We start from the raw sequence: 21,089 nt of genomic DNA on the forward strand, positions 1-21,089 counted from the left end.
CGTCAGCCGACGACCTTCTTGAGGGCGTCGCCCAGTGCGTCGGCCTCGTCAGGGGTCAGCTCGACGACGAGCCGACCGCCGCCTTCGAGCGGAACGCGCATGACGATGCCCCGCCCCTCCTTGGTCACCTCGAGCGGGCCATCGCCCGTCCGCGGCTTCATGGCCGCCATGCTCGTTCCCCTTCCTGAAACCAGCTCATCGTCAAAGCCGACGGCCCCATGGAGGGCATGCGCGGTCCTTGAGGGACACGCGACACCGGCATCGAACACATTGCTTCCAAGCCATTATCCCGCATCGCAGGACCCGATGACCAACATCAGTCGGCATCGCTTGGGCAACGCGCGCGAGCAAAACCACTCAATTCGGCGATGTGACTGCGATACTGCGCCACCGCACGCATGTCCGCCGAACGGAAACCGCCCAGATTTCTTTGACGCAGGTCACACGTGCGGTCCCGGCGATCTCCGCCATGCTGTCCTCAGACATGAGCCGCGACACCGGAGGGGATACGCCATGGCCGACACCGTGCTCTACGAGGTGAGCGACGGACTCGCGACGATCACGCTGAACCGCCCCGAGGCGATGAACGCGCTGAACATCGAGACGAAGGTCGCGCTGCGGGAGGCCGTGACCGAGGCGGGCGCCGACTCCTCCGTGCGGGCCGTGCTGCTGACCGCCGCCGGGGATCGGGCGTTCTGTGTGGGGCAGGACCTCAAGGAGCACATCGGGCTGCTGGCCGAGGGGTCCGGACAGGTGATGAGCACGGTGCGTGAGCACTACAACCCGATCGCCCTCGCGCTGACGTCGATGGCCAAGCCCGTGGTGGCCGGGGTGAACGGCGTCGCCGCGGGAGCGGGCTTCGGCTTCGCGCTCGCCGCGGACTATCGAGTCGTGGCCGACTCGGCTGCCTTCAATACGTCGTTCGCGGGGGTGGCGTTGACCGCGGACTCGGGGATCTCATGGACGCTGCCGCGGGTGGTCGGGCCGGGGCGTGCGGCTGACCTGCTGCTTTTCCCTCGGAGTGTGAAGGCTCAGGAGGCGTACGAGTTGGGTATCGCGAATCGGGTGGTGCCCTCGGACTCGCTGCGTGAGGAGGCCGAGAAGGTGGCTCGGGCGTTGGCCGAGGGGCCGACGGTGGCGTATGCGGCGATCAAGGAGGCCGTGGCGTACGGGTTCTCGCACTCGCTCGCCGAGACCTTGGAGAAGGAGGACGAGCTCCAGACCCGGGCGGGGGCGTCGGAGGACCATGCGATCGCTGTGCGGGCCTTCGTCAACAAGGAGCAGCCGAAGTACTTGGGCCGGTGAGCTCGGGTCCGAAGCGCCGTCCCTGAGGCTGGTTTCTCGCCGCGCAAGTCTGCAAGTGGTCGTCCACCAGGCCGCACGCCTGCATCAGGGCGTACGCCGTCGTGGGGCCCACGAACCTCATGCCCCGCTTCTTCAGGGCCTTGGACAGGGCCGTTGATTCCCGGGTCACCGCCGGGACGTCCGCCAAGGTCTTGGGGGCCGGGCCCGCCTCCGGGGCGTGGGACCAGATCAGGTCGTCCAGGTCGCCCGGGGTCCAGTCGGACAGGACTCGGGCGTTGGCGAGGGTGGCGTCGATCTTGGCTCTGTTGCGGATGATGCCTTCGTCGGTGAGGAGGCGGTCTCGGTCCTCATCGGTGAAGGCCGCCACCTTCTCGATCCTGAAGTCGGCGAAGGCCGCGCGGAAGCCGGGGCGGCGGCGCAGGATCGTGATCCAGGAGAGGCCGGACTGGAAGGCCTCAAGGGAGAGGCGTTCGAAGAGGGCGTCGTCGCCGTGGACCGGGCGGCCCCACTCCTCGTCGTGGTACGTCACGTAGTCCGGGGTGGACAGGGCCCAGGGGCAGCGCAGTACGCCGTCGGGGCCGGCGAGGGCCGCGGTCACTGGTCCTCCTCGGTCGGCTTCTCCATGGAGAGGCGGGTGCCGGCCCGGGCACCGGCCAGGGCGGACTCCAGGTCGGCGATACGGGCGTCGCGCTCGGCGAGTTCGGCGCCGAGCCGGCTGAGGGCGTCGTCGACGTCCGCCATGCGGTAGCCGCGGGCGGCGAGGGGGAAGCGGAGGCTGTCGACGTCGGCGCGGTTCACCGGCCGGTCGAACGGGAGCGGGTCCTGGAGACGCTCCGGCGCGGCCTCCGGCAGCGGGCCGCCGCCCTCGCCGCCGCCCACCACCGCGAGGGTCACCGCGGCGACCACGACGGCGAGCGCGACGACCAGGAACAAGAACATAACCATCGCTGAGGTCCCCACGGTCGGTGCGATTGTGCGGTCGAGTGTGTCAGGGTCCGATCGTGCCATGCGAGTCTGACAGTTAGGGTCGCAGACGGCCGGTGATCAGGACGTACGGAGAGGTTCACAGGGGATGCTCAGGCTGGGCAGGCGTGAGTTCGACACGCATGAGCCGGTGATCATGGCGATCGTGAACCGGACCCCGGACTCCTTCTACGACCAAGGGGCGACGTTTCGCGACGAGCCGGCCCTCGCGCGCGTGGAGCAGGCCGTGGCGGAGGGGGCGGCCATCATCGACATCGGTGGGGTGAAGGCAGGGCCGGGGGAAGAGGTGTCCGCGGCGGAAGAGGCGCGGCGGACAGTGGGGTTCGTGGCGGAGGTGCGGCGGCGGTTCCCCGATGTCGTGATCTCCGTGGACACGTGGCGGGCCGAGGTCGGGGAAGCGGTGTGCGAGGCCGGGGCGGATGTGCTGAACGACGCGTGGGGCGGGGTGGATCCCCGGCTGGCGGAGGTGGCGGCTCGGTACCGGGTGGGGCTGGTGTGTACGCATGCCGGGGGTGCGGAGCCTCGTACTCGGCCGCATCGGGCGACGTACGACGATGTCATGGCCGACATTCTTCGGGTGACCTTGGGGTTGGCCGAGCGGGCGGTGGCGTTGGGGGTGCCCCGGGAGTCGGTGATGATCGATCCCGGGCATGACTTCGCGAAGAACACGCGGCACAGTCTGGAGGCGACGCGGCGGTTGGGGGAGATGGTCGCCACGGGCTGGCCGGTGCTGGTGTCCTTGTCCAACAAGGACTTCGTCGGGGAGACGCTGGACAGGCCGGTGAAGGAACGGGTTGTGGGGACGCTGGCGACGACTGCGGTGTCGGCGTGGCTGGGGGCGCAGGTGTACCGGGTCCATGAGGTCGCGGAGACCCGCCAGGTGGTGGACATGGTGGCGTCGATCGCGGGCCACCGCCCACCGGCGGTCGCCCGACGCGGGCTGGCGTAGGGCTTTCTTCGCCCCCGCGAAATCCTCTTGGTGCCCGCCCGCGCTAGCGACCCGCCTCCTTCGACACCAGTGCCACCGCCTCCTCCACGTCATCCGTGACATGGAAGAGCAAGAGATCCTTCTCCGACGCCTTCCCCTGGGCCACCAGCGTGTTGCGCAGCCAGTCGACCAGGCCACCCCAGTACTCCGTGCCGAAGAGGACGATCGGGAAGCGGGTGACCTTCTGGGTCTGGACCAGGGTCAGTGCCTCGAAGAGCTCGTCCAAGGTGCCCAGGCCGCCCGGCAGGACCACGAAGCCCTGCGCGTACTTCACGAACATCATCTTGCGGACGAAGAAGTAGCGGAAGTTCAGGCCGATGTCGACGTAGGGGTTCAGCCCCTGTTCGAAGGGCAGCTCGATGCCGAGTCCGACCGAGATTCCGTTCGCCTCGCACGCGCCCCTGTTGGCCGCCTCCATCGACCCCGGGCCGCCACCCGTGATCACCGCGAAGCCCGCTTCGACCAGGCCCCTGCCCAGCCGCACGCCCGCCTCGTACTCCGCCGAGTCCACCGGCGTCCGCGCCGAGCCGAACACACTGATCGCGGGCGGGAGTTCGGCGAGCGTGCCGAAGCCTTCGATGAATTCCGACTGGATGCGGAGGACCCGCCAGGGATCCGTGTGGACCCAGTCCGAGGGTCCGCCCGCGTCCAGCAGCCGCTGATCCGTCGTGCTCGCCGTGACCTGGCCCCGCCGTCGGAGGACCGGTCCCAGGCGCTGCTCCTGCGGCGGCTGCTTCTTGCCCTCGGGGTTCCCGGTAGCCATGTGCGCTCCCTCCGGTTGCGGTCGTTCCACCTCAGCGTAGATCTACGCGGGTTACGGAGGGGGGACATCGGTATGTCCGGCGGCCCCCGATCCAGCGGGGCGTCACACCGTCAGCCAGACCCGCAGCCGCTCCTCGCACGCGAGGATCTTCCCCGTCTCCACCCGCTCGTCCCGCTTGTGCGCCAAGTGCGGGTTGCCGGGACCGTAGTTGACCGCGGGAACGCCGAGGGCGGAGAAACGGGACACGTCCGTCCAGCCGTACTTCGGCTGCGGCGTCCCGCCCACCGCCGCGATGAAGGCGGCCGCCGCCGGGTGGGAAAGACCCGGCAGCGCCCCGGGGCTGTGGTCGTCCACCACGAACTCCTCCACCCCGCAGTCCGCGAACACCTCGTGGACGTGGGCGAGGGCCTCCTCCTCCGTACGGTCGGGGGCGTAGCGGAAGTTGACCGTCACCACGCACTCGTCGGGAATGACGTTGCCCGCCACCCCGCCCGAGATGCCCACCGCGTTCAGGCCCTCCCGGTACTCCAGGCCGTCGATCACCGGCCAGCGCGGCTCGTACGAGGCCAGGCGGGCCAGGATCGGGGCAGCGGCGTGGATCGCGTTGGAGCCCATCCAGCCGCGCGCCGAGTGCGCCCGCTCGCCCTTCGTCTTCAGCAGCACCCGCAGGGTGCCCTGGCAGCCGCCCTCCACCTGGCCGTCGGACGGCTCCAGCAGCACAGCGAAGTCGCCGGCCAGCCACTCGGGGTGTACCTCGGCCACATGACGCAGGCCGTTGAGGTGTGCGGCGACCTCTTCGTTGTCGTAGAAGACGAAGGTCAGGTCGCGGTTGGGGGCGGGGACCGTCGCGGCTATGCGCAGTTGTACCGCCACCCCGGACTTCATGTCGCAGGTGCCGCAGCCCCAGAGGATGCCGTCGTCGTCCAGCCGGGAGGGGACGTTGTCCGCGATCGGGACGGTGTCGATGTGTCCTGCGAGGATCACGCGCTCGGCGCGGCCGAGGTTCGTGCGTGCCACGACGTTGTTGCCGTACCGGTCGACCCTCAGGTGCGGCAGGGCCCGCAGGGCAGTCTCGATCGCGTCCGCGAGCGGCTTCTCGGTGCCGCTCTCGGAGGGGAAGTCGACGAGCTGCGCGGTCAGCCGCGCGGCGTCCAGTGTGAGGTCAAGCGGGGTCTCGGGCATGCCCTCGACCCTAGCGCCCCCGGCCCCGCACTCACTTTTCGCACCGGACTCGGGCACCGCTCTACTCTCCAGTACCTTGTACGCGTGCCAGAGCCGTCCCCCACTCCCAGACGCCGTGGCCGCCTCTTCCGTTTCGGGGCGGCCTTCGTGGTCCTGCTCGCCGTCGCGGGTTATCTCGTCGTCCAGTACGTCACCGGAGGCGCGGGAGCGCCGGGCTGCGAGGTCGTCTCGGGCGACGACGACGGGGCGACGTACGAGTTCACGCCGGAGCAGGCGGTCAACGCGGCGACGATCGCCGCCGTGGGCACCGGGCGGGACCTGCCCGAGCGGGCCGTGACCATAGCGCTCGCCACCGCGCTCCAGGAGTCGGCGCTGCGCAACATCGACCACGGCGACCGGGACTCCCTCGGCCTGTTCCAGCAGCGGCCCTCGCAGGGCTGGGGCACCGAGAAGGAGATCATGGACCCGACCTACTCGGCGGGGATCTTCTACGACCACCTGGTCAAGGTGGACGGCTACACGAAGCTGCCGCTCACCGTCGCCGCGCAGCGCGTGCAGCGCAGCGGTTACCCGGAGGCGTACGCCAAGCACGAGCCGGACGCCACGCTGCTCGCCGCCGCCCTGACCGGCCGCTCGGCCGCCACGCTGACCTGCGAGGGACGCCCGGACACGACCCGGGCGGCGGGGGCGGAGTCGGTGCGGGCCGCGCTCGCGCGGGACTTCGGCCGGGATGTGCTGGAGCCCGCCGGTGCCGTGGTCGTCGACGGGGATTCCACGCCCTCGGCCTCCCCGAGCACCGAGAACGGCGGACGGACCCTCACCCTGCCCGTGGCCGAGGGCGACGAGGAGACCGGCGGAAGCGGTGTGACGCGGCGCGGCTGGCAGCTCGCGCACTGGGCCGTGGCCAACGCCTCCGCCCTGCGCATCGAGCGCGTGGCGTACGCCGGGCGGGAGTGGACCGCCGGGAACACGGACAGTCAGTGGCGCCCGATCGGGACCGCGGGCGCCGCGGGGGCCGAGAGGAACACGGGGTCGGTCCGTATCGTGACCGCGCAGTAGTGCGGGGAGTCATCCGCACGGGTTACTGCGCGGGACGGGGTTCATGAGGTGCGGGGGTTTTGGCACACGCATCCTCGAATCCTGCGAAGCCCTTGAGAACAAAGGGCTGTAAGGATTCGGCAGACTTTCGGACCGCGGACTCTTTGCCCGCTTTTATCCACAGCCGATAATGCGACGCATTACCAACTCTTTACGTTACTCCGCCGCAACCTTCGCGGACTTCGAGCGGTAGTCACTGCGTCCGAGGCCGGAGATCAAGTCCGGTCGAAGACTTCACCGTTCTCACAGACAGACCCGTCGAAGGAGCATCATGACCCTCCCCCTGACCCGTCGGATCGCCCGTGCCGCGCTGCTCGTCGCTGCGGGAGCGGCCGCCGGGGTCGGTGCGGCCGGCTCCGCCAGCGCGGCCCCCGAACTGCCCGCCACCCCGAACCTCGGCGGCCTGACCGCCCTGGACGGGGCGGGCGTCGGCAACACGGTCGACGGTGCGGCACAGAACGTCACCGAGCTCGCGGGCGAAACCGGCAGCAAGGCGGTCAAGAAGTCGGTGCCGGCCGCGGGCAAGACCGGCGGCAAGGCCGTCAAGAAGGCGGCGCCCGCCGCGCAGCGGACCGCGGGTGACGCCGCCGGGTCGGCCGGGGACATCCTGGGCGACACGACGTCCACCGCCACGAAGGGCGGTCTGCCGACGGACTCCCTGACCAAGGGCGGGGGCCTGCCGGCGGCGGACTCCCTGCCGGTCCAGAGCCTGCCGCTGGGCGGCTGACCGCCTGACCGAACCGACGAAGGGCCCGGGGAGCTGCACAGCTCCCCGGGCCCCTTCGTCATTGCGTATCCGCTCAGCCGAGCCGCTTCACGGCCTCCCGGACCCGCTCGTCCGTCGCCGTGAACGCCACGCGTACGTGCTTCTCGCCCGCCACGCCGTAGAAGTCGCCCGGAGCCACCAGGATGCCCAGCTCGGCCAGGTGGGCGACCGTGTCCCAGCAGGACTCTCCTCGGGTGGCCCAGAGGTAGAGGCTGGCCTCGCTGTGCTCGATGCGGAAGCCGTGGTTCACCAGGGCGGTGCGCAGGGCGTCCCGACGGGCCGCGTACCGCTCGCGCTGGACGCGGACGTGCTCGTCGTCGCCGAGGGCCGCGACAACGGCCGCCTGGGTCGGCGCCGACGTCATCATGCCGCCGTGCTTGCGGATCTCCAGCAGCGGGGCGAGGACCTCCGGGTCGCCCGCGAGGAAGGCCGCTCGGTAGCCCGCCAGGTTCGAGCGCTTGGAGAGCGAGTGGACGGCCACGATGCCCTCGTAGGAGCCGCCGTTCACGTCCGGGTGCAGCACCGAGACCGGGTCCGCCTCCCAGCCGAGCTCCAGGTAGCACTCGTCGGAGAAGAGCAGGACGCCGTGGGACCGGGCCCAGGCGACGATCCTCGTCAGCTCCTCCTTCGACAGGACCTTGCCCGTGGGGTTCGACGGGGAGTTGAGCCACAGGAGCTTCAGGCCCTCGGGGTCCAGCTCGGTCCCCGCGGCGGTAGCCGCAAATGTCTCCGTGTCGTAGACCTCGTACTCGGCGCGGGCCAGGCGCGCGCCGACCTCGTAGGTCGGGTAGGCCAGGCGCGGGTAGGCGACGCGGTCGCCGGGGCCGAGGCCCAGCTGGGTGGGGAGCCAGGCGACGAGTTCCTTGGAGCCGACGATCGGCAGGACGTGCCGGTGGGTCACCCCACGGGCGCCCAGCCGGCGCTCCACCCAGCCGGTGATCGCGTCACGCAGCTCCGGCGTGCCCCAGACCGTCGGATAGCCCGGCGAGTCGGCCGCCGCGATCAGCGCTTTCTGGATCAGCTCGGGGACCGGGTCGACCGGGGTGCCGACGGACAGGTCGACGATGCCGCCCGGGTGTGCTGCGGCTGTCGCCTTGTAGGGCGTCAGCTTGTCCCAGGGAAAGGCGGGGAGACGGTCGGAGACTGCGGACACGGGATCTGGCTCACTTTCTCGTCCGTACGGCAAACGCCTCGGCCCCGCACGGCCTTCGAGGGCGATCGGGGCGTGCGGGACCGAGGCGGCACAGCTGTGCGGGCCGCTTGGGTGATTACTCGGCCTGCGGCGGGAGCGCGGCGACGAAGGGGTGGTCGCGCTCGATCAGGCCCAGCTTGCTGGCGCCGCCGGGAGAGCCGAGCTCGTCGAAGAACTCGACGTTCGCCTTGTAGTAGTCCTTCCACTCCTCCGGCACGTCGTCCTCGTAGAAGATCGCCTCGACCGGGCAGACCGGCTCGCAGGCTCCGCAGTCGACGCATTCGTCCGGGTGGATGTACAAGGACCGGGAGCCCTCGTAGATGCAGTCGACCGGGCACTCCTCGATGCACGCCTTGTCCTTGACGTCGACACAAGGCTGCGCGATGACGTAGGTCACGCTGTCGTTCCTCCTCGATAGGGCGCTGGCGGGCCTCCACAGGCTCCGCCGCCTGGCGCGCGGGAGCGCGGCGTCGTCGATGCCCGCCCCTAGTATCTCCGTTCTTGGGCATGATCCGAACAGGAGGGGTGAACTGACCTGTGGAAATCTCTGCGACGGGGCGCCTTGAGATCCGTATCACCGCTGCTGACGTGGGTAAACGGGTCTCTGTGCGATGCCTGAACGATCCCGCGCGGGCGGGTGAGAAGTTCACCGACACGGTGGGTGTTCTCGCATCATGGGACGACGGTGTGCTGCTGATCACACGGAAGAGTGGCGAAACCGTCCGCATCCCGGAATCGTCGCTGGTCGCGGGCAAGGTCGTGCCGAGTGCTCCGGCCCGCCGCCGGGGTCCCGCCGCCTCGTACGAGGAGCTGGCGCACGTCTGCACGCGCGCGTGGCGGCCGGTGGAGAGCGAGCGGCTCGGCGGGTGGGAGCTGCGCGCCGCCTCCGGCTTCACCCGCCGTGCCAACTCGGTGCTCCCGCTGGGCGACCCTGGCCTGCCGCTCGACGAGGCGCTGTCCGCCGTCCGGCGGTGGTACCGCGAGCGCGGGCTGCCCGCCTACGTGCAGACCGCGACCGGCGCCGAGGGCACCCAGGAGCTGCTGTGCGCGGAGCTGGAGAAGCGGGGCTGGACGCGTGAGGTGACCGCCGAGCTGTGGATCGGGGCGCTGGCGCCGCTCGCCGACCGGGAGGAGTCGGCCGAGGTCGTGCTGTCCCGACAGGCGGACGAGGCGTGGCTCGCGCGCTACCAGCGCAAGGGGCTGAGCGAGGTCGCCCTGAAGGTGCTGGGCAGCGGGCCCTCGGTGTGGTTCGCGACCATTCCTGGTGACGGTGGTGTTCCCGCGGCCATCGGCCGGTGCGTCGTCGACGGACGCTGGGCGGGTTTCGCCGCCGTCGAGGTCGATCCGGCGCTACGGCGGCAAGGGCTGGCCTCCGCAGTGATGGCCGCGCTGGCCGGGCGGGCCCTGGACGAGGGGGCGTCGGCGGCCTGGCTCCAGGTCGAGACGGACAACATGGGGGCACGGGAGCTGTACGCCAGAATGGGTTTCTCGGCGCATCACGCGTACCACCACTACCGCGAGCCGGAGAACTCCGGCTCCGGCCGGTAACCGATCGCCGTGAGAGGGCACGAGCCTGCTATGCGTCCCCCCTACCCCCCGCCACCCGAACGCTCGACCGAACTGCGTCGGCGGTTCGCCGAGGAGGCCCGCTGCGAGCGGCCCGATCTGTCGACGCTGTGTCTGCTGGTGGGCGCCGAGGCGGACGGCACGCTGGACGAGGCGGGCATCGACGCGGCCCAGATGGAACTGGACCGGCTGGCCGGGCAACTGCCGTTCCGGCCCGGCGGCCCCCGCTCCTGGGCCGTGTCCCTGCGCGGGCTGCTCGGCGACCGGCTCGGCTTCCGGGGCGCGCCCGGGGACTATCAGCGGCTGGAGTCCTCGCTGCTGCACGAGGTGCTGCGGCGCAGGCGCGGGCTGCCGATCCTGCTGTCGGTGGTGTGGATGGAGGTGGCGCGCAGGGCCGGGGCGCCGGTGTACGGGCTGGCTCTGCCGGGGCACTTCATCGTGGGGTTCGGGGAGCCGGACGAGCAGGTGCTCGCCGATCCGTTCAATCAAGGCCGGGCGTTGACCGGGGCCGATGCGGAGTTGCTGGTGGCGGGGGCCACGGGAGCCTCCTTGCATCCGTCGATGCTGGTGCCCGCGGCGCCTTTGGAGGTGGTCTCGCGGATCCTCAACAACATCCGGGCGTGGGCCGCGGCTCGGCCCGAGCGGTCGGATGTGGCGCTGTGGGCCGTCGAGTTGGCGCTGCTGCTGCCCGCGCATCCGGCCCGGCTGCGGTACGAGCGGGCTCAGTTGCTCGTGCAGCGGGGGGACTTCGTCAAGGGAGCGGTGGAGCTGGAGGCGTACGCCGAAGTGGTGGGGGCGGTCGACGAGCCCGCCGCGGCCCGTGTCCGGCAGCAGGCCCATGCCGCGCGGGCCATGCTGAACTGACGGTGCGTCCGGAGTGCCGTACGAGCGATGTCGTACGGCACTCCGGCCCGGTCAGCTCGGGTTTGTCTCGATGGTGACGTCCCGGTCGGTCTTGCTCAGCAGTGCCTGACGCAGGGCGACGTAGACGTCCTGGGGAGTGACGGCCGTCTTCTTGCCGGTGCCCCGGGTGATCAGCACCCCGTCGAAGGTCTGGCCGTAGAGCTCCTTGAGCGCGTTCAGGTCGGGGCTGTCGACGAGCTTGCCGTCAACTGCCTTGACGCGAAGGAACTTCCACAGCGAGTTCTCCGGGCTGAACTCGATGAAGCGGGCGGCGTCCGTGCGGACGACGACGTTCGCCGACATCGCGGGCTCGGCGTACTCCTTCATCATCCGGTCGACCTCGGCCTTGTCGACCGTCGGCTGCTTGGTCGTCGTCGCGACCGGCACCGCGGGCGCCGTGCCGGTCTCCACCTGGGTGCGGTACGCCTCCTCGACCGCGCCGGTCGACTTGGCGACCTCGATGCCCTGGCCCGCCTTGCCGTACACGGCGACGGCCTTGCCCGAGTCGAACTTGATCGTGCCCTCGGTCACCGATCCGGAGCCGCCGGCGGCGTTCTCCAGCGCGGCCTGGAGCTTCTCCTCGTCGACCGGCATGACCGGCTCCACCACGCGCTCCTGGCCGAAGAGCGAGCCGACCACGGAGACCGGGTTGTAGTCGCTCTGCGCGGCCTCGCTGACGGTGGCCGCGGCGTCGAACTGGAGCCCCGCCTGGTCCGGCTTGAGGGTGACGGTCTTGCCGCCGACCGTCAGCTTCAGCTCCTTGTTCACGCGGTCCTCGAAGGCGTCGTCGAGCTTCTTGACCGCGTCGTCACGAGTGCCGCCGCCGATGTCGACGCCGAGCACGGTGGTGCCCTTGGGCACATCGGAGTGGTTCATCAGCAGCCCGGCGCCGTAGACGCCGCCGGCCAGGACGATCACGCCGCCGGTGAGCAGGCCCCGCTTGCCGCGGCCCTTCTTTTTCTTCGGCGCGGGCGCCGAGGGCACGTTCTGCGCGATGGGCTCGGGCAGCTTCGGGGGCGTGTGCGAGAGCGGTCCGTCGGTGTGCGCGCCTGGGCCGAACGGGGCGTTCTGGGCGGTGGGCGGCACGACGGGGATACCGCTGGTGACGGTGTGCCCGGAGACGTTGTCCGCGGGGTTGCCGTAGCCGGGGGTGCCGGGCTCGGGGGCCGGTTTCTGCGGGGTGAGGATCGCGGTGTCGTCGCTCAGGCCGCCGCCGGGGGCGTGCATGCCGGGGGCGCCGCCCATCGCGCCGGGGCCGCCGCCCATCGGGGGCACCAGCGGGCCGTCCCCGGTCACCGGACCGGTCGTCGGGCCCGCGGGACCCTGCTGTCCGCCGCGGCCACCGGGGGCGCCGGGTCCACCGGGGCCGTTGAAGCCACTCGGGCCGCCCGGTCCCGCGGGGCCGCCGTTCGGACCGCCGGGCATGCCCTGGCCGCCGTAGCCGTGCTGGCCGCCGTTGTCGGAGAAGTACGGCAGGTCGTCGCGGCGCGGTTCGTCGCCGGGACGGGGGCCGCCCCCGAGCGGGCCCGAGGCCAGCGCCTCGGTGACGTCGAAGGAGCCGGTGCCGCCGCCGTGTCCGGGCGCCACGGGTCCGCCGGTCGCGCCCGGGAGCCCCGCGCCGTTGGTGGCGCCGGGGCGGGGGCCGCCCTGCATGTTCATGGAGCCGACGACACCACCGGGCCGCGCGCCACCGGGCGCACCCGTGCCACCGGCCGCACCGGCGCCGGGACGCGGACCCGAGGGCGCCGCACCCGAAGGCGCCGAACCCCCGGGCGCACCGGCCCCGTTGCTCGGGCTGCCGCCCGGACCGGCCTTCGGGGCCGAGGACTTGCGCGGCGCGAACCACTCGCTCGCCTTCTCCTCGGCCGCGGGCGCGGGCTCGGCGGGAGGCTCGGGGGTGCGCGCGGAGGGAACGGTGCCCGGCGCGGGCGGCTGCGTGTCGATGCCGGCGTCGGAGTTCTCGGTGTCCCCGACGGGCTTGCGCACGACGACCGGCGGAATGGGCCGCGATCCGGGGATGTTGATCCGGATCCGGGTCGTCAGCGTGGTCTCGGTCTTGCGTTCCTCCGGCCGCGCGGCCGAACGGCCCGCATCCGGACCGCCGTCGGGAACCGCAGGCGTCCCGTAAGGCGGCGTGCCCGAGGGGTATGCGGCTCCGCCGCGCCCGTTGGGCCCGGAGGACGGACTGTCAGTTTCACGACTCAAGGCAGGTTCTCCCGGTTGGCTCCGCCGCCCGACTCGACCTCACTGCTCCGGGCGGCTCGGCGGCGCGCACCACCATACTGGCCACTTCTGGCCCGTATCCCACGACCGCCGGGGAAACCACACGGGACTCGCACGTGCGCGGCGCGGAGAAGTAGTACGTCACTTGCCAAGTCGGACGTCGTCGTCGTTCGGTTGCCGCGTCGGCGCGAGGGTGGCGCACATCACAGCTGTGGCCATCCCTCCGAGGAGGAAGACGTACGAGCCGCCGTCCGAGGCGAAGACGAAGTCGCCCTCGGGGCGGCTGGCGGTGAGCAGGATGACGGCGAGCATCCAGCCGCCTGCCGGTGCGACGGCCCCGGCCCGGCCGCGGGCGATGAGCGCGCCGCCGAGGCACAGCCCGATCTCACCGGCGAGCGCCAGCATCAGCCCGCCCGGGAACCAGGCGCCCTGGATCAGCGCACCGGCGGCCGCGACGACCGCGCCGAGCACGAAGAGCCCGAACAGCAGGGCGAACCGGGTGAAGGAGGGCAGGCCCAGCGGCTGGGCCAGCATCGGCGTCCGGTCGTTCTTCATCACGCGTCCTCGATCCCCGCGAACAGGTCGGTCTCCGGCGCTCCGGCCTTCTCGCCGCGTACCAACTCGTAGTACTCGGTGGTGAAGACGGGCTGGGCGAGCTCGTTGGAGAGGACGAAGTACTCGCCGGACACCTCGATCTGGGTGGCGTGCGCGGCCATCGCGGCGGTCTTGGCGGCGGTGTGCGCGGTGCCGTCGACGACGGTGGTGATCCGCTCGTCGCCGACCACTCCGGGGACGTCGTCGAGGGTGGCCGTCTTGGTGAACGGCAGTTGTGGCAGGGCGGCCTGCAGGCGGGCGAAGGCCTGCTCGCCGACGGTGCGCGGGACGCGGTTCCAGTAGACCTTGGCGACCGGGCAGCCCGCGTCGGCCGCGAGTTCGGCGGCGCGCATGGCGACGCGGTGGGCCTGGATGTGGTCGGGGTGGCCGTAGCCGCCGTTGTCGTCGTAGGTGATCAGGACCTGGGGGCGTACCTCGCGGATCACCTCCAGCAGATGGCCGGCGGCCTCGTCGACGTCGGCCCGCCAGAAGCAGTCCGGGTCGTCGTTGTCGGGCAGGCCCATCATCCCGGAGTCGCGGTAGCGGCCGGGGCCGCCGAGCAGACGGAAGTCGTCGACGCCGAGCGCGCTCATGGCGGCGGTGAGCTCGCCCAGGCGGTACTCGCCGAGGGCGGTGCCGGACAGATGGGCGAGGCCGGGCGGGATGACCTCGCCGCGCTCGCCGAGCGTGCAGGTGACCAGGGTCACATGGGCACCCTCGGCGGCATACGCGGCCATCGTCGCGCCGTTGTTGATCGACTCGTCGTCCGGGTGCGCGTGCACCAGCAGCAGACGACGGGCGGGCAGTTCCGTCATGGACCCCACCCTAAGGGGGAGGTCATGGAGTGATCAGAACTTGATGCTGCCGATCATGCTGGCCACGCTCGTGGTCAGGTCGCTGATGGTGGGTGCCATCGTCGAGGAGGCGAGATAGAAGCCGAGCAGGATGCAGACGACCGCATGCCCGCCCTTCAGTCCTGACTTCTTGATCAGCAAGAAGACGATGATCGCCAGCAGCACCACCGCCGAAATCGAGAGTGCCACGGCGGCTCACCTCCAAAGATCCCAAGAGCGCGGGGGTCGGACTTAGGGGGCAGATAAATCCATAAGGCAGCCAGCAGGTTCATACCCACTATGCGCTAGTGATCATAACTATCCGTACGCGCGCATCGATCGGCGCACGGCCGCACAAGGGGGCGCATGGCCAATATGGTCGGGGCATGACGACGATGTCTGACTCCTTCCCCCGACGGCACGCGCGCACCCAGCGGTTCACGCTCGGCGCGCCACGCGCGTTCACCGTGGCGCCCGACGGTTCGCGGGTCGCGTTCCTGCGCTCCTCCTCCGGTACGGACCGGGCGAACGCGCTGTGGGTGCTCGACCCCGGGGACGGCACGGAGCGCGTGGCGGCGGACCCGCGCGCCCTCCTCGGCGGTACGGCGGAGCACCTCTCCCCGCAGGAGCGGGCCCGGCGCGAACGCAGCCGCGAGGGCGGCGCCGGCATCGTCGGCTACGCCACCGACGAGGCCCTGGAGCTGGCGTCTTTCGCCTTGTCAGGGCGGCTTTTCGTGGCCGAGCTGCGGGCCGGGACGGCACGCGAACTCCCCGTCAGGGGACCGGTGATCGACCCGCGCCCCTCCCCCGACGGCCACCATGTCGCCTACGTCGCCCAGGGCGCCCTGCATGTGGTCGGCGCCGAGGGCGAGGGTGAACGGACGCTCGCCGAAGGGGAGTCGGAGCAGGTCTCCTACGGTCTTGCGGAATTCATCGCGGCCGAGGAGATGGGGCGTTCGCGGGGCTTTTGGTGGGGTCCGGAGTCGGACCGGCTGCTGGTGGCACGGGTGGACGACGCGCCGGTGAGCCGGTGGTGGATCTCCGATCCGGCCCATCCGGAACGTGAGCCGCAGCGGGTGGCGTATCCGGCGGCGGGAACCGCCAACGCGGACGTACGGCTGTTCGTGATCGGCCTCGACGGGGGGCGCACGGAGGTGATGTGGGACCGGGCGCGCTATCCGTATCTGGCGCATGTGCACTGGTCAGCGGCGGGTGCGCCGCTGCTTCTCGTCCAGGCGCGCGACCAGCGCAGCCAGTTGTTCCTGGCCGTGGACCCGGAGTCGGGGGCGACCCGGATGGTGCACGCGGACGAAGATCCAGTTTGGCTTGAACTTTTCCCTGGGGTGCCGTGCTGGAGCCCCTCGGGGCAGCTCGTGCGGATCGCGGACGAGGGGGGCGCGCGGGTGCTGGCGGTGGGTGAACGACCGCTGACGGGAGCGCAGTTGCACGTCCGTGCGGTGTTGGACGTCTCGGACGACGACGTGCTGGTATCGGCGTCCGCCGGGGAAGCGGCGGCGGAACCGGAGATCGGCGAGGTGCATGTCTATCGGGTGAACGAACTCGGGGTGGAGCGCGTGTCCCAGGAGCCCGGCGTGCACTCGGCGGTGCGCTCCGGGGGCGTGACCGTATTGGTGTCCGCGGCGCCGGACCGGCCGGGGGCGCGGGTGCGGGTCTTCCGGGACGGGAAGGGCACGGCGACCATTGCCTCGTACGCCGAAAATCCCGGTCTGTCCCCGCGCGTGACGCTCACCCAAGGGGGCGCACGCCGTGTCCCGTGCGCCGTGCTTATGCCAACGGACTACCGCGGTGACACCTCCCTTCCGGTGCTGATGGACCCCTACGGCGGTCCGCACGGCCCCCGTGTGGTCGCCGCGCACAACGCTCTCCTCACCTCGCAGTGGTTCGCCGACCAGGGGTTCGCGGTGGTCGTGGCGGACGGCCGGGGCACGCCGGGCCGCTCGCCCGCGTGGGAGAAGGAGATCCATCACGACCTGACCGTCGCTCTCGACGACCAGATCGACGCCCTCCAGGACCTCGCCAAGACCCACCCGCTCGACCTGAACCGGGTCGCCATCCGCGGCTGGTCCTTCGGGGGCTGGCTGGCGGGGCTCGCGGTGCTCCGCCGCCCCGATGTCTTCCACGCCGCCATCGCGGGAGCGCCGGTCACCGACTGGCGGCTGTACGACACCCACTACACCGAGCGGTACCTGGGCGACCCGGCGGCGCACCCGGAGTCGTACGCGCAGAGCTCCCTGCTCACCGACGAGGGCCTGTCCGACCCCGCCGATCCGCATCGCCCGCTGATGATCGTGCACGGTCTCGCCGACGACAACGTGGTGGTCGCCCACGCCCTCCGTCTGTCCTCGGCGCTGCTGTCGGCGGGCCGCCCGCACGAGGTTCTGCCCCTGTCGGGGGTGACACACATGACGCCGCAGGAGCAGGTCGCGGAGAACCTGCTGCTGCTCCAGGTGGACTTCCTGAAGCGTTCGCTGGGGCTGTAGGTACGGCAACGGACCGGGATGACATGGCGCATCCCGGTCCGTTTACGGCACCCGCACGGCCGTACGTTGTTCAGACTGACGCGTCCGTATATCGGAATCGGGTCAGTGGAGTTGCCTCCGTGTTACTCCGGTTCCTCGGCCGGGACCACCTGCTTCTCCTCCGCGAAGTGGCAGGCGGAGTCGTGTGCCTGCGGGCCTTCCAGGAGGCGGAGGTGGGGTGGGACCGCGAGGAGGGGGACCTCGTGGACGCAGCGGTCCTGGGCCTTCCAGCAGCGGGTGCGGAAGCGGCAGCCGGAGGGGATGTTCGTCGGGGACGGGACGTCGCCGGCCAGGATGATCCGCTCGCGGTTTTCCCGGGCCTCCGGGTCGGGGAGGGGGACCGCGGAGAGGAGCGCCTGGGTGTAGGGATGCGTGGGATGGTCGTAGATCTCGGCGTCCTTGCCGATCTCCACGATGCGGCCGAGGTACATCACGCCGACCCGGTCGGAGATGTGCCGGACGATCGACAGGTCGTGGGCGATGAAGATGTAGGAGAGGTCGAAGTCGTTCTGGAGCCGGTCCAGGAGGTTGATGACCTGGGCCTGGATCGAGACGTCCAGCGCGGAGACCGGTTCGTCGGCGACGATGATCTCGGGGCGCAGCGCCAACCCCCTTGCGATGCCGATGCGTTGGCGCTGGCCGCCGGAGAACTGGTGCGGATAGCGGTTGATGTACTCGGGGTTGAGGCCGACGACGTCCAGCAGCTCCTGCACCTTGCGGCGCCGGTCGCCCTTCGGGGCCACCTCGGGGTGGATGTCGTAGGGCTCTCCGATGATGTCGCCGACCGTCATCCGGGGGTTGAGCGAGGTGTAGGGGTCCTGGAAGACCATCTGGATGTTGCGGCGGACCGTCCTCAGGGCCTTGCCGGAGAGGGTGGTGATGTCCTCGCCCTTGTACTTGATCGAACCCGCCGTCGGTTTCTCCAGGTTGACCAGCATCTTGGCGACGGTCGACTTGCCGCAGCCGGACTCCCCGACGATGCCGAGGGTCTCGCCCTGCTCCAGCTCGAAGTCCACGCCGTCGACGGCCTTGACCGCGCCGACCTGCTTCTTGAAGAGGATGCCCGTGGTCAGTGGATAGTGCTTGACCAGCCCGCTGACCTGAAGAATCGGCTCAGCCATGCAGGCACTCCCTCCAGAAGTGGCAGGCGCTGCCCCGTTCCCCGTCGGACGGGGTCACCTCGTACAGGGGAGGTTCGTCGGTGCGGCAGACGTCCTGGGCCATGGGGCAGCGGGGGTGGAAGGCGCAGCCCTTGGGGATGTGCATCAGGCTCGGCGGCAGGCCCTTGATGGCGTAGAGCTCCTGGCCCTTCTGGTCCAGGCGCGGGATGGAGTCGAGCAGGCCCCGGGTGTAGGGGTGGGCGGGTGCCTTGTAGATGTCGTGCACGGGGGCCGACTCCACGATCCGGCCCGCGTACATCACCGCGATCCTGTCGGCGACGTCCGCGACCACGCCGAGGTCGTGGGTGATGAGGATCAGGCCCATGTTGTACTCGCGCTGCAACTCCGCGAGCAGATCCATGACCTGGGCCTGGACCGTGACGTCCAGGGCGGTGGTGGGCTCGTCGGCGATGATCAGGGCGGGCTCCAGGGCCAGCGCCATCGCGATCATGATGCGCTGGCGCATACCGCCGGAGAACTGGTGCGGGTACTGCTTGACCCGCTCCTTGGCGGCCGGGATGCGGACGTGGTCCATCAGTTCCACGGCCTTGGCGCGGGCGTCCTTCTTCGACATCCCCCGGTGCACGGTGAACATCTCGCCGAGCTGGTCGCCGACGCTGAGCACGGGGTTCAGTGAGGACAGCGCGTCCTGGAAGATCATCGCCATCTCGGCGCCGCGGATCTTCCGGCGCTCCTCCTCCTTCAGCTTCAGCAGATCCTTGCCCTGGAAGAGGATCTCGCCCGCGGTGATCCGCCCCGGCGGCATGTCGAGGATGCCCATGACGGTCTGCGCGGTGACCGACTTGCCGGAGCCGGACTCGCCGAGCACGGCGAGGGTCTCGCCCGCGTCGACGGAGTAGTTGACGCCGTTGACCGCCTTGGCGACGCCGTCCCTGGTCCGGAACTCCACGTGCAGATCACGCACTTCGAGAAGCACGACTCACCTCACCTCGGGGTCGAAGGCGTCGCGTACCACGTCCTCGCGGACGGCGGACGCCGGAACAGGACCTGTCCGGACGCCGGAACCCCACGACGAGCCGAGGCCGACCGCCGCACCGAGCACGAGCCCGCGCAGTTTTCGAGGCATGACACCGTCACCTCAGCTTCGGGTCGAGGGCGTCGCGGACCGCGTCGCCGAGCATGATGAAGGCCAGGACGGTGATCGCCAGGGCGCCCGAGGGCCACAACAGGGCGTGCGGGGCGTTGCGGATGTAGGGGGAGGCGGCCGAGATGTCGATGCCCCAGGAGACGCTCGGCGGCTTCAGTCCGACGCCGAGGTAGGACAGGGTCGCCTCCAGCGCGATATAGGTGCCGAGCGCGATGGTCGCCACGACGATCACCGGGGCGACGGCGTTGGGCGCGATGTGCCGCAGGAGCATGCGGGAGTTGGAGGCGCCGAGGGCGCGGGCGGCCTGGACGAAGTCGTTCTGCTTGACGGTGATGACGGAGCCGCGGGCGATGCGGGAGATCTGCGGCCAGCCCAGCAGCACCATGAACCCGATGACCGGCCAGATGCTGTTGTTGGTGACGACCGACAGCAGCACCAGGCCGCCGAGGACGACGGGGATCGCGAAGAAGATGTCGGTGATCCGGGACAGCACCGAGTCCGAGGCCCCGCCGAAGAACCCGGCGAGCCCGCCGAGCACGCTGCCGAGGAGGGCGACTCCGAGGGTGGCGCAGACGCCGACGGTGACGGACGTACGGGCGCCGTAGACCGTACGGGTGTAGACGTCGCAGCCCTGGCCGTTGAAGCCGAAGGGGTGTCCGGGCTGGGAGCCCTGCTGGGCCTTGGCAAGGTCGCACTTGAGGGGGCTGCCGGAGGCGATCGCCGACGGCCACAGGGAGATGAAGACCAGGAAGAGGATGATCAGCCCGGAGATGATGAAGACGGGGTTGCGGCGCAGATCGCGCCAGGCGTCGGACCACAGCGAGCGGGGCTTCTCCTGGGGGCCGGCGCCCTCCGGACCTCCTCGTGTCTTCTCCAGGGTCTCCCCCTCGGACGTCGCGAGGTCCATGGCGCCGCCCATACCGGTCGCGGCGATCGCGCCGTCGTCGTCAGGCTGCTCAGGCATAGCGGATCCTCGGATCGAGAACGGCGTAGAGAAGGTCGACAAGCAGATTGGCGACCAGGAAGACCAGCACGAGGACGGTCACGAAGCCGACCACCGTCTGGGTGTTCTGCCGCAGGATGCCCTGGTAGAGCTGGTAGCCCACGCCGTGGATGTTGAAGATCCGCTCGGTGACGATCGCGCCGCCCATCAGGGCGCCGATGTCGGTGCCGATGAAGGTGACCACGGGGATCAGCGAGTTGCGCAGCAGATGCCTGGTGATCACCCGGCGCTGGGGCAGGCCCTTGGCGACGGCCGTACGGACGTAGTCGGACCGCTTGTTCTCCGCGATGGAGGTCCGGGTCAGCCGGGTGACGTAGGCGAGGGAGACCGAGGCGAGGACCAGGCCCGGCACGATCAGCTCGTCGAAGGTGGCGTCGGTGGAGACCGAAGGTTTGATCCAGCCCCACTCGACGCCGAGCAGGAGCTGGAGCAGCAGGCCGGTGACGAAGGTGGGCACCGAGATCACCACGAGGGTGACCAGCAGAACGCCGGTGTCGACGGGCCGGCCCCGGCGCAGGCCCGTGACGACGCCCAGGGTGATGCCGATGACGATCTCGAAGAGGATCGCGACGATCGTCAGCCGGATGGTCACCGGGAACGCCGTCGACATCAGCTCGGTGACCTCCTGACCGTTGAACGCGGTGCCGAAGTCGCCGGTGAAGACGTTCCCCATGTACGTCAGGTATTGCTGCCACACCGGCTTGTCGAGGCCGAACTCCTTCTCCAGCTGGGCGGCCGTCGCCGGGTCGCACTGCCGGTCTCCGCACAGCCCGGCGATGGGGTCGCCCATCACGTTCACCATGAGGAAGATCAGCAGGGTCGCCCCGATGAAGACCGGGATCATCTGGAGCAGACGCCGGACGACGTACCGTCCCATGGGC

Annotated in this window: 23 protein-coding genes; 7 read left to right on the forward strand and 16 right to left on the reverse strand. The window is 70.6% G+C overall.

Going from position 1 to position 21,089, the window contains the following annotated elements; genetic code table 11:
* Positions 1–2: 2 nt before the first annotated feature.
* Positions 3–170, reverse strand: a complete 168-nt coding sequence (locus H4N64_RS03480; RefSeq protein WP_003966491.1) for a DUF3117 domain-containing protein — start codon at positions 168–170, stop codon at positions 3–5.
* A gap of 343 nt (positions 171–513) precedes the next feature.
* On the opposite strand from H4N64_RS03480, the gene chcB reads away from it, so the two are divergent.
* Positions 514–1,305 carry a 2-cyclohexenylcarbonyl CoA isomerase gene (gene chcB, locus H4N64_RS03485; RefSeq protein WP_186280589.1) on the forward strand — a complete coding sequence of 264 codons (792 nt, stop codon included), beginning with the start codon at positions 514–516 and terminating at the stop codon, positions 1,303–1,305.
* Here the strand turns inward: chcB and H4N64_RS03490 are convergent.
* Positions 1,271–1,903, reverse strand: coding sequence for a DNA-3-methyladenine glycosylase I (locus tag H4N64_RS03490; RefSeq protein WP_186280590.1), 633 nt, complete (start codon positions 1,901–1,903; stop codon positions 1,271–1,273). The two genes, chcB and H4N64_RS03490, sit on opposite strands and share 35 nt — an antisense overlap.
* Complete coding sequence (locus tag H4N64_RS03495; protein ID WP_186280822.1) at positions 1,900–2,244, reverse strand: DivIVA domain-containing protein; 345 nt, start codon at positions 2,242–2,244, stop codon at positions 1,900–1,902. The genes H4N64_RS03490 and H4N64_RS03495 overlap by 4 nt, the downstream gene beginning before the upstream one ends.
* Positions 2,245–2,377: 133 nt before the next feature.
* On the opposite strand from H4N64_RS03495, the gene folP reads away from it, so the two are divergent.
* Entirely contained in the window at positions 2,378–3,238 is an 861-nt protein-coding gene (folP, locus tag H4N64_RS03500) for a dihydropteroate synthase (protein WP_186280591.1), read from the forward strand.
* A gap of 43 nt (positions 3,239–3,281) precedes the next feature.
* Here folP and H4N64_RS03505 read toward each other — a convergent pair whose 3' ends face one another.
* Together H4N64_RS03505 and dapE are read right to left on the reverse strand one after the other, a co-directional pair.
* Entirely contained in the window at positions 3,282–4,040 is a 759-nt protein-coding gene (locus tag H4N64_RS03505) for an LOG family protein (RefSeq protein WP_186280592.1), read from the reverse strand.
* Positions 4,041–4,142: 102 nt separating this feature from the next.
* Positions 4,143–5,222 (reverse strand): succinyl-diaminopimelate desuccinylase, encoded by a 1,080-nt coding sequence (gene dapE / locus H4N64_RS03510; RefSeq protein WP_186280593.1) that lies wholly within the window; start codon positions 5,220–5,222, stop codon positions 4,143–4,145.
* An 84-nt stretch (positions 5,223–5,306) separates the two neighbouring features.
* Between dapE and H4N64_RS03515 the strand changes: the two genes are divergently transcribed.
* Complete coding sequence (locus H4N64_RS03515) at positions 5,307–6,281, forward strand: VldE C-terminal domain-containing protein (RefSeq protein ID WP_186280594.1); 975 nt, start codon at positions 5,307–5,309, stop codon at positions 6,279–6,281.
* Between the two features lie 310 nt (positions 6,282–6,591).
* Positions 6,592–7,047: an ATP-binding protein gene (locus tag H4N64_RS03520; RefSeq protein ID WP_186280595.1), complete on the forward strand. Its 456-nt coding sequence runs from the start codon at positions 6,592–6,594 to the stop codon at positions 7,045–7,047.
* A 73-nt stretch (positions 7,048–7,120) separates the two neighbouring features.
* Here the strand turns inward: H4N64_RS03520 and H4N64_RS03525 are convergent, their stop codons facing one another.
* Both H4N64_RS03525 and fdxA read right to left on the reverse strand, forming a co-directional pair.
* The gene (locus H4N64_RS03525) at positions 7,121–8,239 is read right to left on the reverse strand and encodes a bifunctional succinyldiaminopimelate transaminase/glutamate-prephenate aminotransferase (RefSeq protein WP_186280596.1); all 1,119 of its coding nucleotides are present in this window, start codon (positions 8,237–8,239) and stop codon (positions 7,121–7,123) included.
* 115 nt (positions 8,240–8,354) lie between these two features.
* Positions 8,355–8,675, reverse strand: coding sequence for a ferredoxin (gene fdxA / locus H4N64_RS03530; protein WP_003998156.1), 321 nt, complete (start codon positions 8,673–8,675; stop codon positions 8,355–8,357).
* 140 nt (positions 8,676–8,815) lie between these two features.
* Here fdxA and H4N64_RS03535 point away from each other — a divergent pair, with 140 nt between their 5' ends.
* Positions 8,816–9,826, forward strand: a complete 1,011-nt coding sequence (locus H4N64_RS03535) for a GNAT family N-acetyltransferase (RefSeq protein ID WP_186280597.1) — start codon at positions 8,816–8,818, stop codon at positions 9,824–9,826.
* 30 nt (positions 9,827–9,856) lie between these two features.
* Entirely contained in the window at positions 9,857–10,708 is an 852-nt protein-coding gene (locus tag H4N64_RS03540; protein ID WP_186280598.1) for a transglutaminase family protein, read from the forward strand.
* Between the two features lie 51 nt (positions 10,709–10,759).
* On the opposite strand, the gene H4N64_RS03545 is transcribed toward H4N64_RS03540, so the two are convergent.
* The 4 genes from H4N64_RS03545 to H4N64_RS03560 form a co-directional block, all read right to left on the reverse strand.
* Positions 10,760–12,952: a hypothetical protein gene (locus tag H4N64_RS03545; RefSeq protein ID WP_186280599.1), complete on the reverse strand. Its 2,193-nt coding sequence runs from the start codon at positions 12,950–12,952 to the stop codon at positions 10,760–10,762.
* A 159-nt stretch (positions 12,953–13,111) separates the two neighbouring features.
* On the reverse strand, positions 13,112–13,525 hold the full coding sequence (locus tag H4N64_RS03550) for a DUF6113 family protein (protein ID WP_186280600.1): 414 nt from the start codon (positions 13,523–13,525) through the stop codon (positions 13,112–13,114).
* Positions 13,525–14,379: an N-acetyl-1-D-myo-inositol-2-amino-2-deoxy-alpha-D-glucopyranoside deacetylase gene (gene mshB / locus H4N64_RS03555; RefSeq protein WP_186280601.1), complete on the reverse strand. Its 855-nt coding sequence runs from the start codon at positions 14,377–14,379 to the stop codon at positions 13,525–13,527. Before mshB ends, H4N64_RS03550 begins: the two co-directional genes overlap by 1 nt.
* 33 nt (positions 14,380–14,412) lie before the next feature.
* Entirely contained in the window at positions 14,413–14,607 is a 195-nt protein-coding gene (locus H4N64_RS03560; RefSeq protein WP_186280602.1) for a hypothetical protein, read from the reverse strand.
* Positions 14,608–14,783: 176 nt separating this feature from the next.
* Between H4N64_RS03560 and H4N64_RS03565 the strand changes: the two genes are divergently transcribed.
* Positions 14,784–16,898 carry a S9 family peptidase gene (locus H4N64_RS03565; RefSeq protein WP_186280603.1) on the forward strand — a complete coding sequence of 705 codons (2,115 nt, stop codon included), beginning with the start codon at positions 14,784–14,786 and terminating at the stop codon, positions 16,896–16,898.
* A gap of 122 nt (positions 16,899–17,020) precedes the next feature.
* Here the strand turns inward: H4N64_RS03565 and H4N64_RS03570 are convergent, their stop codons facing one another.
* Genes H4N64_RS03570 through H4N64_RS03590 form a run of 5 tightly spaced genes read right to left on the reverse strand, consistent with a single transcriptional unit; the run spans position 17,021 to position 21,085 of the window.
* The gene (locus H4N64_RS03570; RefSeq protein WP_186280604.1) at positions 17,021–18,058 is read right to left on the reverse strand and encodes an ABC transporter ATP-binding protein; all 1,038 of its coding nucleotides are present in this window, start codon (positions 18,056–18,058) and stop codon (positions 17,021–17,023) included.
* Positions 18,051–19,034, reverse strand: coding sequence for an oligopeptide/dipeptide ABC transporter ATP-binding protein (locus tag H4N64_RS03575; RefSeq protein ID WP_186280605.1), 984 nt, complete (start codon positions 19,032–19,034; stop codon positions 18,051–18,053). The genes H4N64_RS03570 and H4N64_RS03575 overlap by 8 nt, the downstream gene beginning before the upstream one ends.
* 3 nt (positions 19,035–19,037) lie before the next feature.
* The gene (locus H4N64_RS03580) at positions 19,038–19,184 is read right to left on the reverse strand and encodes a hypothetical protein (protein ID WP_186280606.1); all 147 of its coding nucleotides are present in this window, start codon (positions 19,182–19,184) and stop codon (positions 19,038–19,040) included.
* A 7-nt stretch (positions 19,185–19,191) separates the two neighbouring features.
* Positions 19,192–20,169, reverse strand: coding sequence for an ABC transporter permease (locus H4N64_RS03585; RefSeq protein WP_186280607.1), 978 nt, complete (start codon positions 20,167–20,169; stop codon positions 19,192–19,194).
* Positions 20,162–21,085: an ABC transporter permease gene (locus H4N64_RS03590; RefSeq protein WP_186280608.1), complete on the reverse strand. Its 924-nt coding sequence runs from the start codon at positions 21,083–21,085 to the stop codon at positions 20,162–20,164. Before H4N64_RS03590 ends, H4N64_RS03585 begins: the two co-directional genes overlap by 8 nt.
* Between the last annotated feature and the right edge of the window lie 4 nt (positions 21,086–21,089).

The organism is Streptomyces cupreus, from assembly GCF_014257025.1.
Lineage (GTDB): Bacteria > Actinomycetota > Actinomycetes > Streptomycetales > Streptomycetaceae > Streptomyces > Streptomyces cupreus.